This window comes from Myxacorys chilensis (genome assembly GCF_059505265.1).
This window is the reverse complement of the sequence record NZ_JCACKG010000124.1, coordinates 19,849-36,922: the sequence shown is the minus strand read 5'-3', so window position 1 is coordinate 36,922 and position 17,074 is coordinate 19,849. Positions and strand designations below refer to the sequence as shown.

Here is a 17,074-nt window from a genome sequence, read left to right as displayed (position 1 = left end):
GGAATCGTCAACTTATCGACGCCGACCAACGGGAATGCAAAGCGGTGTTCCGGCAACCGGATCTTGAATAATCCGGCTCTCTAGCCCAAACACCTCTCGCACTAACGCTTCCGTCATAATCTGGGCAGGTTCTCCCTGAGCTACAACCTGTCCTTGCGCGATCGCAACCAAACAATCGGCGTATCGGCAGGCTTGATTCAAGTCGTGCAGCACCATCACGATCGTTCGTCCTTGGGTTTGATTCAAATCGTAGAGCAAATCTAGAACTTCGATCTGATGTGCTAAATCAAGGAATGTAGTTGGTTCGTCGAGCAAGAGAATATCTGTGTTTTGCGACAGCGACATAGCAATCCAGGCTCGCTGTCGCTGACCTCCAGAAAGCGTGTCTAACGATCGATCGGCTAGCTCGATCATGTCAGTAATTGACAAAGCTTGCTCTACCATCCACTCATCTTCTTTTGACCACTGTTGTAGCCAATTTTGATGCGGATAGCGTCCCTGTGCTACTAATTCTCGAACTGTCAAACCTTCGGGAGCAACGGGTCCTTGGGGCAAAATACCCAACCGTTTCGCAACTTCTTTGGTAGACAGCTTAAAGATAGAAGCACTATCGAGGTAGACAGTACCATGACGAGGTTTAAGCAACCGAGCTAAGCCACGCAGCAGCGTAGACTTACCGCACCCGTTTGAGCCAACGAGAACGGTGATTTTTCCGGCTGGAATCGCCAGATCCAAGTCTGAAATTACAGATGCACCATCGTAAGCTAGAGTGAGCTTGCGAGTAGTGAGTGCGATTCTTTGCGAGAGCGCTTGCGCAGTTACTGCGGAATTTTCTGCATTCATTGATGACGATTTTGGTATAGCAAGTAAAGAAAATAGGGTGCGCCGATCGTGGCGGTAATCACACCACAGGGTAGCTCAGTTGGAGCAAACAGCGTCCGCCCAAGCAAATCAGCTAGAACTGTGATCATGCCCCCCATGAGGGCAGCCGTGGGCAATAATCCCTCATAAGCGGTTCCGACTAATTGCCGAGCTAGATGAGGAGCCATTAGTCCAACAAATCCAACGGTGCCTGCTGTTGCTACCGAAGCACCCGTGAGCGCAACACTTGTAATTAACAACAGGACACGCTGCCATTCAACTCGGCTCCCCACTCCCCGCGCCACATCGTCTCCTAAATGCAAAACATTCAAATCGCGAGACAGCAACAGCGCCAGCGGAATAAGGACGATGAGCCAGGGCAAAAGCGGCAAGAGATGCTCCCAACTGCGTCCGTAGACGCTTCCCGTTATCCAAATCCACGCTTGGCTAACGCTATTGATCTGTCCAAACGTGAGCATAACTGAAATAACAGCATTGGTAAAAGCCGCAATGCCTACACCGATTAAAATTAAACGAATCGGTGAACTTCCTCCATCCCATGCGAGCAGATAAATTAAAATTGCAGCTACAAATGCTCCTGCAAATGCCGCGATCGGGAGCACAAACCCTGGAACAGATGGAAATAGCACAATGAAGCTAACGGCGACTACGCTCGCGCCTGCATTAATGCCAATTATATCTGGAGCGGCAAGTGGATTGCGTGTTATTCCTTGTAGGATTGCTCCAGAAATCGCAAATCCAACCCCAACCAGAAAAGCAATCAATGCACGCGGCAACCGCAACGTGTGAATAATGAAATCGTAATCAGCGTTATCTGTCTCAATTTTTAATAATGTCTTTAATACATCAATAGGCGAAATAGGATATTCACCTTGTCCCAAACTTAGAAGCACGATCGCTAAGGTTATCAGCCCCAATACGACTAAAACAATGGGAACACGCCGATCAATGCGAAACGAAATCTGCCGAGAACGAACCGTAATCCAATGATTCATCGTTTCACCCGCGATCGCGCTAAATAAATAAAGAACGGTGCTCCTAGAAGACTGGTCATAATCCCAACCGGAATCTCTTGAGGTTTGAGGATTAAACGAGCACCAATATCTGCTAGCAGTAAGAGAATGCCACCGAGACAGGCGGAATAGGGAAGCAACCAACGATAATCAGTACCAATCAAAAACCGAGCAACGTGCGGAACAATCAGCCCAATAAACGAAATGGGTCCTGCGATCGCGACAGCGCTGCCTGCCAATAGCACCACTACAACTATTGCCGTCACTTTTACCCACCCTGTTTTCAGTCCTAATCCCGTTGCGACATCTTCACCTAACGCTAACGTTGTTAACGGTTTACCCATTGCAAACGCCATGAGTAGACCAACAACCATGCAAGGAAGCACCTGCAAAAATAAGCTCACATCTCGTCCTGCCACTGATCCCGCTAACCAAAAACGAATTTCATCCAGCGTTTCTTGATCGAGAATCAGAATGCTTGTCGTGAGTGAAAAGAGGAGATAAGTTAGAGCAGACCCCGCTAATACAAGCTTCAATGGGGTCATACCGCTTCGACCCAAAGATCCCAATAAATAGACTGCGATCGCCGTGAGTCCTGCACCAAGAAAGGCAAATCCGACATAGACCGGAGCAGAGACACCACCCAGGAGGAACAAAACTAGCACCATTGCAAATGCTGCACCACTGTTGATGCCCAAAATATCTGGTGAAGCTAGAGGATTGCGAGTCAGTCCTTGCAGAATGGTTCCAGCAACTGCTAACGCTGCCCCGACCATCAACGCAATCAGCGATCGTGGCATTCTTACCGTTCGGATAATTAGATGCTCGGTAGAACCATCAAACGCCGTCAAAGCAGCGAAGACAGTATTTGGGTGAATCTCTGCTGCCCCAAAGGTAATACTCGTTATCAAACAGATGAAGAGAACTAGCAAACATAACGCAAGTCCTACCACGAGTAAAGCCTGCGATCTTCCTATAACCTTCTGAGGAGATCGCGCCTTTTCTCTGATTAATGAGGATGGTTTGACCACTCTCTTCATCTCCTAGCGGGTTTGCAAGAATTGGGTTTGCAAGAATTGACTGTGATGACGAGCCAGAGACGCTAACCTGGCAACAGAATTAAACACGGGTTGAATAAGCTGAGAGGGTTTCTCAATAAGATTAAACGGTCAGTTGCTACATTGCAAGTAGAGTTGAAACAAACTTTCAAGTAGCTAGGTTCACAGCAAGTCGTTTAGCGATTGGAACCTGGATCGAAGCGAAATTAGCAGATCAGATCCTCAATGACTCTGATAGCACGAAATCTGACTGGTTTTATCGATGAAGCAAGAAGTTAACATCCTCAATAGAACACGGTTGACAGGGGAACCACTTCACTGCTTAATGATAAGTTATGTCATCTGCTTGACATGATTAGCAGAATTGTTCAAGCGACTAATAAAAAGCTTTCGCGTTTAAAGCTGTCATTCCTTTGGGGTTGAGCTTTGGCGCAACTCGTGGTTTTGCCTCTAGCGTTCGTTCTGTAGAGGCTGTTTAATCATGCCAATTTGTTATCCCATTCCAATGTTTTCGTGCGAGGAGAGATGTTGAAAGCGCAGTCATTTTCAGGCTTTACTTGTTTAGGCGTTGCAGGTCTAGCATCCGTCGTGATGGCTCAGCCAGCTTGGGCTGAGGTTACACAAATCACAGCTGTGCAGGTCAAGCCAACATCTAAGGGGATTGAACTAGTTCTAGAGAGCACAAGTAACCAGCAACTTAAAGTCTTTACAACCCGCTACGGTCAAACGCTGATTACAGACATTGCTAACGCGCAATTGCTGGAGGGCAAAACTTTTCGCCAGGACAACCCAACTGACACGATCTCTAGTATCACGGTAACGCCCTTGGGGGCTAACACGGTGCGAGTTACGATCGCAGGCAAAGCCGGGTTGCCGTCTGCCCAAGTTGTTGAAAACACGCCAAGACTGGTTCTAAGTGTTACTGCCCCAGCGACAACTGCCACAACGCCCCTGCCTCCTTCTGAATCAACCCCTAACCCAGCTCAAACAAACCCTAACCCGTCAACCCAGTCTAACCAACCTGAACCGTCTGCCGATGAGGAAGAGGTCGCTCGGCCCAATCCATCTGCACCTGCCGGTCGCGCATCAGATCAGTCTGAGGAAGAATCTGCCGATGAGGAAGAGGTTGTTGTCACAGGCGATGGAGAACCAGGGTATCGTGCTCCTAGTGCCACAACTGCAACCAGAACAGATACACCTCTGCGAGACATTCCTCAGTCCATTCAAGTCGTGCCTCAGCAAGTGATTCAAGATCAGCAAGTCACTCGCGTTGGGGAAGCGGTTCGCAACGTTAGTGGTGTGACGGTCTTGCAAGGGTACGGTGGCTCGACTGATAACTACACGATTCGCGGTTTGGCCGCGTCTAGCAACCTGAGAAACGGGTTTAGAGACGATGGATTTCTTGGGTTTACTGATCCCGCCAACATCGAGCGGATCGAAGTGCTCAAAGGTCCAGCTTCGGTACTGTATGGGCAGTTTGAGCCGGGTGGCGTGGTGAACTACGTTACGAAAAAACCGACGAGCAATCCCTTTTATGCAGGTGAATTGGCGATCGGTAGCTACAGCTTCTACCGTCCATCGATTGATTTTTCAGGTCCGCTGACGCCAGATAAGTCAGTGCTGTATCGCTTAAATGTTGCCTACGAAAACTCAGGAAGTTTCCGCGATTTCGTCAACAGTGAAGTGTTTGTTGCAGCTCCAGTTTTGACGTTTAAGCTCGGTGATGCGACGGATTTGACGTTGGAGTATGAATACGTCAACGTAGACCGAACCTTCGATCGCGGCTTTCCTGCTGAACCAGAAATCTTCAGACTGCCGATTGGCCGCTTTTTGGGAGAACCTAGCGATCGCTATCGCTTGACAGGTAACAAACCTAGCTTGACTGTAGAGCACCGGTTCAATCCAAACTTGCGGGTGCGGAGTGCATTTATGGCTCAAATTTTTGATGCCGATCGTTCCAATGCTCAAGCCCGCACGTTTCGGCTGAACGAAGATCGTGAAACGTTGCGACGCAGATACACCGTTTCTGAGGAGAAAGCCGAGGATTACGGGCTACAAACAGATTTGATCGGTAACTTCAATACTGGGTCTGTTAAGCATGAATTGTTAGCAGGATTTGAATTGAGCCGAAACACTTATGATGCTGTGTTGCGACGTACCGAGTTTACTCCAATCAACATCTTCAATCCGGTTTACGGTTCTCCAATTCCGACTGATCTCGATACTGTGTTTGATAACGATCGACGCAGCGACACATTAGGTATCTATTTACAAGATCAGATCACGTTATTACCCAATCTCAAACTTCTGGTCGGTGCTCGTCTCGATTTTATCGATTTTGAGAATGAAGATCGATTGACAGATACGACTTCTAGCCGTAACTACACCGCATTCTCTCCTCGCGTTGGGATTGTTTATCAACCGATCGAACCCGTTTCGCTGTATGCCAGTTTTAGCAAATCGTTTAAACCGAATGTTTTGGCTCTCACAAGTGGCGGAGATCTGTTAGAGCCTGAAAAAGGGACACAGTACGAAGTCGGAGTTAAAAGTGAACTCTTCGGCGGCAGGCTCTCTGCAACCCTAGCAGCTTATAGCATTACAAAAACCAACGTCGCCACTACTGATCCCAACGATACGGAGGGTCTCTTCTCGATCGCGGCGGGTGAAATCAAAAGCCGAGGCATTGAGCTAGATGTGGTCGGAAGACTCGCTCCTGGCTGGAATATCATCGCCTCGTATGGGTACAATGACGCCTTTGTAAGTGAAGATAACAGCCTCGCTGTAGGCAGCAGATTGGTCAACGCACCTCAACACAGCGCGAGTTTGTGGACAACCTATGAAATTCAGAGCGGCGGTCTGAAAGGACTAGGGTTTGGTGGAGGGATCTACTTTGTGGGCGATCGTGAAGCCGAACTGCCAAGCAGCATTGAGTTACCTTCATTTGTGCGCGGCGATGCCACCATCTTTTATCGACGAGATAACTATCGGGCTGCACTCAACTTCAAAAATCTCTTCGGCACTCGATATTACGAGGCGCAAGGCACTCTAGTGTATCCAGGTTCGCCTTTTACAGTGGTCGGTTCTCTCTCGGTTGAATTTTAGGGATGTGTTCTAATGGTAGACAGTTTCTTTTGCACCGAGGAGTCCCAGGAGGCGGGTGAAGACCTGATCGGCTCTGCTGTAGCTGCTCAAATCTACGTTCTTGTAGAATGCCCTCCACCGTGGTCAGCGAATGCCTTTGATTCCAAAGACATTCCAGCCAGTTTGCGAACCCTGGTTCAAGAACTCAAGCAAGATAAACGGTCTATCAGACCTTTGCTGATTCACCGCGATCGACCGAAGCAAGAGCATACCAGCGTCCTGATTTTTCGTCAGCAAGACGGACTTTCAGGGGGATACAGCAAGCAAGAGTTTCAGGTTTCTAACCTTGAAGCAGTAGCACCGCTTGTAACCGATTACTTGTCTAGCGATCGCTTGAGCGATGAACCTGTAGAAACCCAAACCAGAGACATTCTCGTTTGTACGCATGGCAGCCATGATAAATGCTGTGCGAAGTATGGTCACTCGTTTTATCGCCAAGCGATCGCGACCGTTGCTCGTTTGGCACTGAATCCAGAGGTGCGAATTTGGCAAGCCAGTCATATTGGCGGACATCGATTTGCGCCGACTGCGATCGCGTTTCCTGATGGCAGATATTACGGCAGGCTAGACCAAGAATCGCTGACAGCAATTCTGACCCAAAGCGGCGACATTCAATGCTTTAACCAAATTTACCGAGGTTGGGGTATTCTTCCTTGGGCAGCGCAAGTTTTAGAGCGAGAACTGCTTCTGAAACACGGCTGGGATTGGTTTAACTATCAAGTGATGGGTCGCATGATTGATCACAACGAAGACGAAAGCCAGAATCGGGTTGAAATTACCTTTGCAACACTCAATCAAACCCTAGAAACTTATCAAGCGAATGTCGTTGAGAGTGTCAGCAAGGCTTTGCAGTTGCGGGGTAGCTGTGGCAGCACAGATACTTACGCCATGTCTCAATACACCGCTGAAAATCTCGTTAGGCTCTCTTGCTCAGACATGCGTTGAAGGTATCAAATCGGATGCGAACACTTTTGCGATCGTTGTTAAACGGTTCTTCGTCAGCCAATCAACCATACTCGATCCCCCCTGTCTCTCTAAATAAAGACGAGGGGATTTCAGTCGCTTTGAATGTAGTCAAGCGATCGCTACTCATTCCCCTCACAGTTCTGCTGTTGTCAGCCTGCAATTCGACAAATAGCAATAAGCCTAGCGCTCCGACTGCAACAACGCCCTGCCGAACCGTAAAACATGGCATGGGCCAGACCTGTGTTCCGCCCAATCCGAAACGAGTGGTTGTGCTGAGCAATCTTGATAATGTTTTAGCTTTGGGAGTGAAACCAGTTGGAGCAGTTACGCTCGACAACGGCAAGTTTATCGACTATCTCGCCAATCAAACTCAAGGCATTGAAAATGTCGGAACGTATAGCCAACCTAACTTAGAAAAAATCCTTCTGCTAAAGCCAGATCTGATTTTGGGATCAACTTGGGATGGCAAAGAGGTCTACGACAAACTAGCTCGAATTGCGCCAACAGTTTTTGTTCAAACTGATGACAACCGTTTGTGGAAAACATGGTTGAAAAAAGAAGCGGAAGCGTTGGGTAAAACTCCAGAAGCAGAAAAGCTGTTGCAAAACTACGAACAACGAGTGCAAACTTTCAAGAAATCGATGGGCGATCGTCGACCCCAAACCCAGATCTCGGTTGTTAATTTCTGGCAAAACAATGTTCGTATCTATATGAAACAGTCCTTCAGCGGACTGATTTTGCAAGAAGTGGGTTTGCCCCGTCCTTCTGCTCAGAATAAAGACAAACTGTGGGAACGCATGTCTTTAGAGCTAATTCCTCAAATGGACGGGGATGCCATTTTCTTGCTCTTGGGAGATCACAACGAATCGAACCTAACGCAGTTTAAGCAGCATCCACTGTGGTCACAGTTGAAGCCTGTTAAAGAGAACAAAGTGTATGAAGTAGATGGTTATATTTGGGTTGCCGGATGGGGAATGATTGGGGCAAACCAAGTGTTAGATGATCTCTTTCAGCATTTAGTCGAGCAGAAAAAGCAGTAGCGGTGGAGAACAAGTAGTGGCACCAACGGCTCAAAGGATCAAGAAAGACTGGCTTCATGCACAAGTTGCTAACAAGTCGCTCTTGCTCGCGACTCTGACACTCTTCTCGATCGCAGGCTGCGGTAATCCGGCTTCTCAGAAGGGCGTAGATACCTCGTCTGTTGGCTCAGAGGCATCTTGTCGAAGTATCCAGCACCGATCGGGAGTCACGAGGATCTGTGATCAAGCTCAGCGTGTTGTTGCGCTTGATCCCCATGCGCTTGATCTGCTCCTAACACTAGGAATACAACCCGTAGGCTATGCAGAAGACAGACGCGCTTTAGTCGGTTCTCCAAATTCAGGAGAGCCAACAGTACAAATTAAGTATCTTGGCGATCGCGTGACTCAGCCTCCAATTCATGTCGGCACATGGCAAACTCCTTCTCTTGAAGCCATTCTGAAACTAAAGCCTGATTTGATCTTAGGACGGATCGAACCCTCTCTCTATCCGCCGCTTGCAAAAATTGCGCCCACCCTACCCCTAGAGCCATCTAATCAAGAGCGTTGGCAGGACAGCCTTTTGAAGTTGGGCAAGGCGCTGAATCGAGAGGTTCAGGCTCAACGAAAGATCGAGCAACATCAGCAGCGAATCGCGATCGCTAGAAATAAGCTCAAACCGATTACTCAAACCTCGAAGCTCCTTTTAGTAGCAGTTTCGGCAACAAATCAGATTGAAGTCTTTACCGACACCACATATGCAGGTGGATTGCTCAAAGATCTTGGCTTTCAGCTTGTAGTGCCTACAACGAATTCTGGCGAAATCAACATTTCTCTAGAAGCCTTGCCTCAAATTAATGCTGATACCATTATTGTGATGGCAAGTGGCAACAGTACCGTAGAGCAAGTTCAGAAAGAATGGAGCAAAAATCCCATTCTTCAATCGCTGCCTGCGAGTCAAGCCAAACGAGTTCACTTTGTCGATTATCAACTTTGGAGCCGCATTGAAGGACCGATCGCGGCTGAACTGATCCTGAAGCAAGTTCAAGAGCTTCTGCTGCCCGCTAAAGCACTGCTGCCTAACGTAGAGACTGAAACTTAGTCATTACATCCCCATGCGTACTTTTCTTATCATTTGGCTAGGTCAGCTTGTTTCTACCTTTGGTAGCCGCATGACCAGTTTTGCGATTCAGATTTGGGCATGGGAACTCACAGGACAAGCAACCGCACTGGCATTAGTGGGATTCTTTTCTGCCCTGCCTAGCATCTTCGTCATGTTTTTTGCCAGCCTGATTATAGACCGTTGGAATCGCAAATGGCTGCTGCTGATTGGGGATACTATGGCTGCGCTCTCGACGCTGACGATTCTGTGTCTGTTTCTCACTCAGCAGTTACAACTTTGGCATATCTATGCGCTGGGAGCGATCGAAGGAATTTTTATCGAAATTCAGGCGCTTGCTCACTCGGCTTCGATCGCTCTGCTGGTTCCTAAACATCAATATGGGCGCGCAAGCAGCCTCAATGCCTCGATTCATTATGGAGCAATTGTTCTCGCGCCGGCTTTGGCGGGTGCGTTCTACGCCGCGATCGGGCTAGGAGGGATTGCCATTATTGACCTGATCGCTTTCGTCATTGCGTTGATAACAGTCCTGCCCATGCGGATTCCTCAACTCGAATTCAGCCAGAAAGACCACCAAACGGCGACCACAATCTGGCATCAACTTGTTTTTGGCTTTCGCTACATTGCCGCACGTCCTGGCTTACGGGCGATGGTTATCTTAATGTCTCTATTTTGGTTTGCTCATGATGTAGGAGGTGCCGTCTACGCCCCTCTAATTCTGGCCCGCACCGGAAATGATGCCCGGATACTCGGCACGATCGCGTCTGCGGCAGGGTTAGGTGGGGTGACTGGAGCATTGATTTTAAGTGTCTGGGGAGGACCGAAACGGCGCATTCACGGGGTATTGTTGGGAATGATCGGGGCGGGCTTGAGCAAAACGATTTTTGGTCTGGCTCGGATGCCGTCGGTCTGGTTTCCTGCTCAATTCTGTTCTTCGCTCAATTTTCCGCTGCTCACCAGTTCTGAACAAGCCATCTGGATAGCAAAGGTGAACCCCGATGTCCAGGGACGGGTTCTTGCGGCGCGATCGCTAATTTTACAGCTCGTTTCCGCGATCGCGCTGCTGATTGCTGGACCGCTTGCCGATCGAGTGTTTGAGCCTGCAATGATGACTAGCAGCGGGCTAACATCTATTTTTGGTAGCATCGTTGGCACTGGAAAGGGTGCAGGAGTAGCGCTTCTGTATATCATCACCTCGTTAGGACTCGTTCTAGTCGGCTTAGGTGGGTATGCGTTCTCCAGCGTGCGTCGGGTAGAACGCACTTTACCCGACCATGATGCAACTTCAACAAAATGAAACTGACGACCTAGACTAAATATCGATAGGGTTGTTGACAAAATAGGGTTGTTGACAAAAATAGGGTTTTGACCAAGGAGATGCCAGTGACAACTGAGCCAATGAATGAGCCAATTAAACAGAGAGATACTCAAGCGGGGCTTGCTCATGGCTCTCTCCTTTCAGTCGTCAATTTAAGCCGACAATTGCAGGGACAGTGGATCTGGCAGGGTATTAGTTTTGATGTTTTTCCAGGCGATCGCATCGCTGTTGTGGGGCCTTCAGGTGCTGGAAAAAGCTTATTACTGCGGGCGTTAGCAGGTCTTGATCCGGTTCAGGCAGGGCGCATTATCTTCGATGGGCAACCGATGGAGCGTCAGTTTATGCCACGCTATCGATCGCACGTGATTTATCTTCACCAACGCCCTGCACTCACAGAAGGAACCGTTGAAGAGAATCTTCAGCAGGTGTATCGATTGGCAATTCATCGCGATCGCACTTACGATCGCAATCAAATTTTGCATTATCTCAAGCTCTTAGGACGGACAGCAGATTTTTTGCAGCGACCCAGTGCAGTCCTCTCAGGTGGAGAAGCTCAAATTGTTGCCTTTTTACGAGCCTTACAGCTTTCGCCGCGCATTCTTCTACTCGATGAGCCAACAGCTTCGCTGGATGTGGAAACCGCTCGACGACTCGAAGCATTGGTGCAAGCTTGGCAGGCTGAGACTTCACAAACAGCTTATCTTTGGACGAGTCACGATCCAACTCAGCTTCAACGGATCACCGATCGTCAAATTACCTTGAATGGAGGAGGGTGATGGAGCAGAGCTACATTCAGATCAGCAATGGACAACTCGCTTTAGCGGCGGCGTTGATTTTAATTAACGTGATTCTGTCTGTTGTTCTCCAATTAGGGCTTGAGCGTCGTTTAGCGATCGCTTCAGTGCGGATGATCGTTCAACTTTTGCTTGTGGGATATGTCTTAGAATGGGTTTTCACGCTCCGCAATCCGCTCTGGGTTCTGCTGGTGGCGCTGGCAATGACAGCTATGGCGGGTGCTTCTGCGGTCGATCGGACTCGAAGACGGTTTAAACGCATCTATTGGAACAGCTTTTTCTCAATTCTGACCTCTTCGTTTTTGGTGACTGGGCTAGCAGTGAGTGGCATTATTCGTGTTGAACCCTGGTACGACCCTCAGTATATAATTCCGCTTCTGGGCATGGTGTTAGGAAATGCTCTCACAGGCATTTCTCTAGCGCTCGATCGCTTCACTGAGGACTTGGTGAGCCGTCGGGAGCAGATCGAAGCGTTTTTGGCGCTAGGCGCAACCCGATGGGAGGCAGCCCACAAGCCGATTCAAGAAGCACTGCGGACGGGGATGATTCCGACGATCAACTCGATGCTGGTGATGGGATTGGTCAGTTTACCAGGAATGATGACAGGGCAGATTTTAGCAGGAGCAAGTCCGATCGATGCTGTCCGCTATCAGATTGTCATCATCTTTATGATTGCCTCTGGTACTGCGCTAGGAACGATCGGCGTTGTATTGCTGACGTTTCAAGTGCTATTTAGCCAAGAACATCAGCTTCGTCTAGAACGATTGAACAAGGTTAAATAGATGAAATTCTGCTGCATTGAAGCGGGCACAATCGAACGTTCTCAGAAACTCAAAACTGAGTTTTCAATTTGTACTTGTAATTTTCTGCTTTCTGAACTGATTTAGCAGTTTAGCGATCGCTATCTGGATATGTCGGCCGCGTTAGATAAGATGCCAATGCGAAGATGAATACAAGTATTAATGGATAGAGACACTGATATTGATAAATTTGTTCATACCTCTGCTAATCGCCCAGATCTTTTAGACATCAAAGTTGTTATAGGAGCCGTTATTTCTTGCGTTTTCGTTTTCCTTGGATCGTCTCCCTATCAGTAAGTCTATTGTCATAGAATCCGTGTTGGAGTTGCGTTTAGCACTAAACTCAACTCCAAAGAAACTGTTCGCTAATTTAGATACAGCCTTATTGACCTGGAGGTGCTGCTTCTGCAGGAGGTGCTTCGGCAGGGGGTTCTACAGGTGGTGGTGCTTCCACAGGAGGCGGTTCGACGGGTGGTGCTTCTGGAGGTGCTTCGACGGGCGGTGCTTCGGCAGGGGGAGGCTCCACAGGAGTCACTTCTGGAGGTGGTTCCGCAGGCGGCGGTGCTTCTACAGGAGGCGCTTCAACGGGTGGTGCTTCTGGAGGAGGCTCCACAGGAGTCACTTCTGGAGACGGTGCCACCGATGGAGGTACAGTCGATTCTACGGGCGGTGCCGATGCTGGAGGTGTAGTTGGTTGTGAAGCGGCGGCAGGTGGACGGCTCTCCTGCGCCTCACGCTGAAGCCGCTCTTGCTCTAAGCGCTCCTGTGCAGCGCGTTGGGCATCCTGCTCTGCCCGTTGCGCTTCCTCGGTTCGACGGCGTTCAGCATTTTGGCGCTGGAAATCAGAGTTTTCCATCTCTGAAGTTACGCGAATGCGCTGTCCTTGATAACCATTTTCGGAAGCTTCATACCGACGACGTTCGATCGCTTCTTGCGCTTTACGATCGACCTCTGCATTGCCGCTCGATGTTCTCAACCGAATGTTTGTTGGCTTGCCGTCTTTATCAACATCAAAATCAAACCGAGCCGATCCTTCTGCCCCTAAGTATTCATCTAAACTACAGTTGTCTTTGCATTTGGGCTTGTTCTTGCGCGATCGCGGTGGATCAGAATCCTCTCGTGGCGGAGCTTGCCGAATTGCTACGGGAGAAGTTTGCGGCTTGGGCGCATCCGGTTTTCGACCTTGTTGCCCTGCCCCGGTTCCATTCCCAGTGCCGCTCCCGTTTCCGTTTCCAACACCATTTCCGGTACCACTATTACCGATTCCGTTTCCAGTACCGTTTCCAACACCGTTTCCAGTGCCATTTCCACTACCTGTGCTAGTTCCGCTTGCAGCATTTTCATTTTGACCTGCGCCGTTCTGATTCGCACTGTCAGCGGTACTATTCTGGTTCTGCTGATTATCAGCATTATCTTGAGCGCCGGAAGCCGCTGCAACTGAGGTCGGTGAAGGACTCGGCGAAGGGGTTGCGGCTTGAGGAGTCGGTGAAGGACTTGGACTCGGCGGCGCATCGGGATAAGGCGTTGGAGTCGGAAATGGACTTGGTGAAGGGCTTGGTGTGGGGCTAGGGCTTGGTGTGGGGCTTGGAGTAGGAGTCGGACTAGGGCTTGGTGTCGGACTAGGGCTTGGTGTAGGAGTTGGAGTTGGTGTAGGAGTAGGGGTTTCTTCAACGACCTCCGGCTCTTCGATGGGTGGAGGTGTCTCAATCGGGTCAAGAGGGACTACTGGAGCAACTGCAACCTCAATAGAATCACTAGTAGGCGGCGGAGCAGGATTTGGATTAAACAAAGAGAACTGCTCGTCGCCGCCGCCGCTGCCGCCTGCATCTTCACCTACTGGAGCGTCTAGCGGCTCTTCGATTGGCTGATCGTCGGCGATAATCTCAATCTCATCCTGCGCCTCAGCCACTTCTGGCAACGGACGCCACGCAAACGCAAAGAGAACGAGTAGCACAATGTGCAGCGCGATCGCACTCGGAAATCCGCGTGACAGGAATCTTTTTAGCAGGGCGGACTCTTTCTCCCGCTGCTCAGAGGCGATTTTGGAGAAACTCATGAGCTATTGATAAATAGTTGCAGTTGACAATTTCCTCCTTGTCAGATTAGTTCAGTCGATGATCCCTGTCAATAGATCGTTTTTCAAAAGCTGTTGCTCAAATTGTAATGCTTGGTTTTTTGCATAAGTGATCAAAAGCGCTGAGCCGATTAGGGTTTAGGGAGCAAAAGAGGGTTGTTCAGCCCGTATTTAGTTTGTTATTTGTGAGTAAACTCTTGACAGGGATGACCGCTAGATTTACGCTCACTTGAGGAGTCGATATTGAGAAGCAGTTGCATTATGTGATGCTCCTATCTGCTACCTCTATTTTCTGTTGTGCCGAATCGCTGCTGGAGCAGACTCATGCTAGAAGTTTTGTCAAAGATGCCCTTAAGCGGGCAGTTGGTTATTTTCATTCTTTTTGGCTTTTTGGTTATCGCCACGGCATTAATTGCTGAACGAGTTCGATTTTGGTCAAGAGTTGTCAAGCGGCAGCCCCGCTTTGCAAAAGAATTGGTTGAGTTATACCGACATCAGCCTGAACTTGTAGAAGAGAAAGTTAAGCGCAATATTGATTTACCGATCGCACGCATTTTCTCAGCTGCCTTTACCCTAGAAAATCCCTCACCTGAGGAGTTTCGCCTTGCTATGGAAAGTGAGCTACAGGCAGAAGTTCCAGTAATGAAGCGATTTGGGAGCATTCTCGAAATGTTCGTTGGCTTAGCGCCATTGCTCGGATTGCTAGGAACAATCACGGGGCTAATCACTGCCTTTGGTTCACTAAATGTTGGTGACATTGGTGGAACAAAGACCGCAGGCGTTTCGGCGGGAATTAGTGAAGCTCTGATTACGACGGCAGCGGGGCTGGTAGTTGCAACAGTCTGTCTCTTTTTTGCCAGCATTTTTAGAAACTTGTATCAGCAGCAAATGGCGGTGATTCAGGAATATGGCGGACAACTGGAACTTGTGTATCGCAAGCGCTGTGATCGGCGGAACCAAACGGTGGGAGATCACGATGTCGATCAGTCGTTGATTAATCAGCTATCGGCAGCAATCCGTCACCTCGCCTCAAATGGCGGACAGTCTACCTATTCATAACAGCCACCTACTTATAGAAGTTGCTCCAGCAATTTCTGCTCATCTGAATTTCTGCTCATCTATCGTCCAAACCCTACCCTATATCCTTTATGCGTGCGCCTGAAGAACAAGACTCTCCCCTTGAGTTAAACATGACTCCAATGCTCGATGTGGTCTTTTCGATTCTGACATTCTTTATTATGTCAACGTTGTTTCTGACGCGATCGGAAGGACTCCCGCTCAATCTTCCGCAAGCCACAACCGCGAAAAGCCAGCAGCAGACTCGAATTGCGGTGAGTATTCAGCCTGACGGTCAAGTTGCGCTAAACCGCAAACCGATCCAATTAGAGCAACTTGAAACGGGTGTGAAAACACTAGTGCAAGCAAATCAGCAACCTGTTGTGGTGATTCATGCAGATGAGAAAGTAGGTCACGGTCAAGTTGTTGCCGTGATGGATGAGGTTCGCAAAATTGACGGTGTGAAAATGGCGATCGCAACGAAAAAGAAATAAAACGTTCACATTGACCAAGCAAATCCTTGAATAGCTCGAACAATTCAGCGATCGCAAACTAATTTAAGGAATCTATATCAAGTAGCGTACTGCTCTATTTTCAACCTTGCTCTATTTCCAACCTTTGGATGTTGTGAAAATCTTGGCTCCACCTATATGGTCAGACTGGCCACTCATCCTCTTTAGAGGTTTTGACATATGGTGTTTACGCCGCTTGATTTTCTATTTCGGTGGATTGGAGGACTGATTTCGATCGCCCTGCTTGGTAGCGGCATCTACATACTTCACGAGTGGTACGAGCAAGACTTGCTTGACCGCGCCTGGTTGATTTCGGGATGGGCACTGGTTATTTGGTCGTGCGTGGGTTTTTTGCCGATCACCCTTTTACTGCGGCGCTTTGGTCAGGATGAACCCAAGATGCAGCGCAGTCATAAGACACAGCGAATCTCACGTCCCGATGGCAGCGAAATTCACGTTGAGTTTTACGGTTCACCGGATGCACCACCGCTGATTTTGACCCATGGTTGGGGACCCAACAGCACCGTTTGGTACTACGCCAAGAAACAGCTTGCAGAGCAATTTCATCTGATTGTTTGGGATTTGCCAGGATTAGGCAAATCTACTAAACCAAAAAATCGCGACTATTCGATCGAGAAGTATGCCCGTGATCTCGAAGCGGTGTTATCTTTAGCCGGAGACCAACCTGTCCTGCTGTTGGGTCACAGTATGGGTGGCATGATCCTGCTCACCTTTTGTCGTCTGTTTCCAGAGCATTTAGAACGACGCGTCGCTGGGCTAATCTTAGCCGATACGACCTACACGAATCCGCTTAAGACTGCAATTCTCCATCGAATGCTCACTCCGTTACAGAAGCCGTTGATTGAGCCGTTGCTGTATCTAACAATTGCTCTATCACCCTTGGCTTGGCTCATCAGTGGATTGAGCTACCTCAATGGTTCAATGTACCTGACAACAGAACTGTCTGGCTTCACCGGGCGAGAGACGCGGGGACAACTTGACTTCGCAACTCGTTTAGGATTGTTAGCTTCTCCAGGCGTGCTGGCAAGAGGTATGCTGGCAATGTTGAAGTTCGATGAGACCCAAACGCTATTGGATATTGATGTTCCGGTGCTAGTTATTGCGGGTCAGTCTGACATTGCTACTCTCTTGTCGGCTCATCGTCGTCTCAGTCATGATATTCCTAAAGCAGAGTTGCTTGTTCTGCATCCTGCTGGACACATGGGCTTGATGGAGCGCAATGCTCAGTTTGCTGAAGCGGTGCGATCGTTCGGAGGATGGCAGCAACGGTAGCTTATGCGATCGCGGCGCTTTCCATCGGGAT

14 protein-coding genes are annotated in these 17,074 nt (G+C 48.9%); 10 read left to right on the top strand and 4 right to left on the bottom strand.

Annotated features, from left to right (window positions below):
- Positions 1 to 12 precede the first annotated feature (12 nt).
- The 3 genes from AC5JLB_RS09105 to AC5JLB_RS09095 are packed head-to-tail and all read right to left on the bottom strand — an operon-like array spanning position 13 to position 2,806.
- Positions 13 to 843, bottom strand: coding sequence for an ABC transporter ATP-binding protein (locus AC5JLB_RS09105; RefSeq protein ID WP_495873512.1), 831 nt, complete (start codon positions 841 to 843; stop codon positions 13 to 15).
- Complete coding sequence (locus tag AC5JLB_RS09100) at positions 840 to 1,877, bottom strand: FecCD family ABC transporter permease (protein WP_495873511.1); 1,038 nt, start codon at positions 1,875 to 1,877, stop codon at positions 840 to 842. Before AC5JLB_RS09100 ends, AC5JLB_RS09105 begins: the two co-directional genes overlap by 4 nt.
- Positions 1,874 to 2,806, bottom strand: coding sequence for a FecCD family ABC transporter permease (locus AC5JLB_RS09095; protein ID WP_495873510.1), 933 nt, complete (start codon positions 2,804 to 2,806; stop codon positions 1,874 to 1,876). The genes AC5JLB_RS09100 and AC5JLB_RS09095 overlap by 4 nt, the downstream gene beginning before the upstream one ends.
- Before the next feature lie 672 nt (positions 2,807 to 3,478).
- Between AC5JLB_RS09095 and AC5JLB_RS09090 the strand changes: the two genes are divergently transcribed.
- The 7 genes from AC5JLB_RS09090 (at position 3,479) to AC5JLB_RS09060 (ending at position 12,090) form a co-directional block, all read left to right on the top strand.
- Positions 3,479 to 6,055, top strand: coding sequence for a TonB-dependent siderophore receptor (locus AC5JLB_RS09090; protein ID WP_495873509.1), 2,577 nt, complete (start codon positions 3,479 to 3,481; stop codon positions 6,053 to 6,055).
- 12 nt (positions 6,056 to 6,067) lie between these two features.
- Complete coding sequence (locus AC5JLB_RS09085) at positions 6,068 to 7,039, top strand: ferredoxin family protein (protein ID WP_495873508.1); 972 nt, start codon at positions 6,068 to 6,070, stop codon at positions 7,037 to 7,039.
- Positions 7,040 to 7,053: 14 nt separating this feature from the next.
- The gene (locus AC5JLB_RS09080) at positions 7,054 to 8,100 is read left to right on the top strand and encodes an ABC transporter substrate-binding protein (protein WP_495873507.1); all 1,047 of its coding nucleotides are present in this window, start codon (positions 7,054 to 7,056) and stop codon (positions 8,098 to 8,100) included.
- Between the two features lie 16 nt (positions 8,101 to 8,116).
- Positions 8,117 to 9,178, top strand: coding sequence for an ABC transporter substrate-binding protein (locus AC5JLB_RS09075; RefSeq protein WP_495873506.1), 1,062 nt, complete (start codon positions 8,117 to 8,119; stop codon positions 9,176 to 9,178).
- A 13-nt stretch (positions 9,179 to 9,191) separates the two neighbouring features.
- Positions 9,192 to 10,493, top strand: a complete 1,302-nt coding sequence (locus AC5JLB_RS09070; RefSeq protein WP_495873505.1) for an MFS transporter — start codon at positions 9,192 to 9,194, stop codon at positions 10,491 to 10,493.
- Positions 10,494 to 10,579: 86 nt separating this feature from the next.
- Positions 10,580 to 11,290, top strand: coding sequence for an ABC transporter ATP-binding protein (locus AC5JLB_RS09065; RefSeq protein ID WP_495873504.1), 711 nt, complete (start codon positions 10,580 to 10,582; stop codon positions 11,288 to 11,290).
- Positions 11,290 to 12,090 (top strand): ABC transporter permease, encoded by an 801-nt coding sequence (locus AC5JLB_RS09060; protein WP_495873503.1) that lies wholly within the window; start codon positions 11,290 to 11,292, stop codon positions 12,088 to 12,090. Before AC5JLB_RS09065 ends, AC5JLB_RS09060 begins: the two co-directional genes overlap by 1 nt.
- Before the next feature lie 400 nt (positions 12,091 to 12,490).
- Here AC5JLB_RS09060 and AC5JLB_RS09055 read toward each other — a convergent pair whose 3' ends face one another.
- The gene (locus AC5JLB_RS09055; protein ID WP_495873502.1) at positions 12,491 to 14,164 is read right to left on the bottom strand and encodes an energy transducer TonB family protein; all 1,674 of its coding nucleotides are present in this window, start codon (positions 14,162 to 14,164) and stop codon (positions 12,491 to 12,493) included.
- Positions 14,165 to 14,506: 342 nt separating this feature from the next.
- Between AC5JLB_RS09055 and AC5JLB_RS09050 the strand changes: the two genes are divergently transcribed.
- From AC5JLB_RS09050 to AC5JLB_RS09040, 3 genes are all read left to right on the top strand, one after another.
- Positions 14,507 to 15,241: a MotA/TolQ/ExbB proton channel family protein gene (locus tag AC5JLB_RS09050; RefSeq protein ID WP_495873501.1), complete on the top strand. Its 735-nt coding sequence runs from the start codon at positions 14,507 to 14,509 to the stop codon at positions 15,239 to 15,241.
- Between the two features lie 89 nt (positions 15,242 to 15,330).
- Positions 15,331 to 15,732 carry an ExbD/TolR family protein gene (locus tag AC5JLB_RS09045; protein WP_495873500.1) on the top strand — a complete coding sequence of 134 codons (402 nt, stop codon included), beginning with the start codon at positions 15,331 to 15,333 and terminating at the stop codon, positions 15,730 to 15,732.
- 198 nt (positions 15,733 to 15,930) lie between these two features.
- A complete protein-coding gene (locus AC5JLB_RS09040) occupies positions 15,931 to 17,043 on the top strand; it encodes an alpha/beta fold hydrolase (RefSeq protein ID WP_495873499.1) in 1,113 nt (370 codons plus the stop codon).
- Positions 17,044 to 17,074 lie beyond the last annotated feature (31 nt).

Bases quoted from the DNA above. Each gene is read 5' to 3' on its own strand.
- AC5JLB_RS09090 (WP_495873509.1), top strand. From the start codon at position 3,479: ATGTTGAAAGCGCAGTCATTTTCAGGCTTTACTTGTTTAGGCGTTGCA.
- AC5JLB_RS09080 (WP_495873507.1), top strand. From the start codon at position 7,054: ATGCGAACACTTTTGCGATCGTTGTTAAACGGTTCTTCGTCAGCCAAT.
- AC5JLB_RS09105 (WP_495873512.1), bottom strand. From the start codon at position 843: ATGAATGCAGAAAATTCCGCAGTAACTGCGCAAGCGCTCTCGCAAAGA.
- AC5JLB_RS09100 (WP_495873511.1), bottom strand. From the start codon at position 1,877: ATGAATCATTGGATTACGGTTCGTTCTCGGCAGATTTCGTTTCGCATT.
- AC5JLB_RS09040 (WP_495873499.1), top strand. From the start codon at position 15,931: ATGGTGTTTACGCCGCTTGATTTTCTATTTCGGTGGATTGGAGGACTG.
- AC5JLB_RS09050 (WP_495873501.1), top strand. From the start codon at position 14,507: ATGCTAGAAGTTTTGTCAAAGATGCCCTTAAGCGGGCAGTTGGTTATT.
- AC5JLB_RS09045 (WP_495873500.1), top strand. From the start codon at position 15,331: ATGCGTGCGCCTGAAGAACAAGACTCTCCCCTTGAGTTAAACATGACT.
- AC5JLB_RS09055 (WP_495873502.1), bottom strand. From the start codon at position 14,164: ATGAGTTTCTCCAAAATCGCCTCTGAGCAGCGGGAGAAAGAGTCCGCC.
- AC5JLB_RS09070 (WP_495873505.1), top strand. From the start codon at position 9,192: ATGCGTACTTTTCTTATCATTTGGCTAGGTCAGCTTGTTTCTACCTTT.
- AC5JLB_RS09085 (WP_495873508.1), top strand. From the start codon at position 6,068: ATGGTAGACAGTTTCTTTTGCACCGAGGAGTCCCAGGAGGCGGGTGAA.
- AC5JLB_RS09060 (WP_495873503.1), top strand. From the start codon at position 11,290: ATGGAGCAGAGCTACATTCAGATCAGCAATGGACAACTCGCTTTAGCG.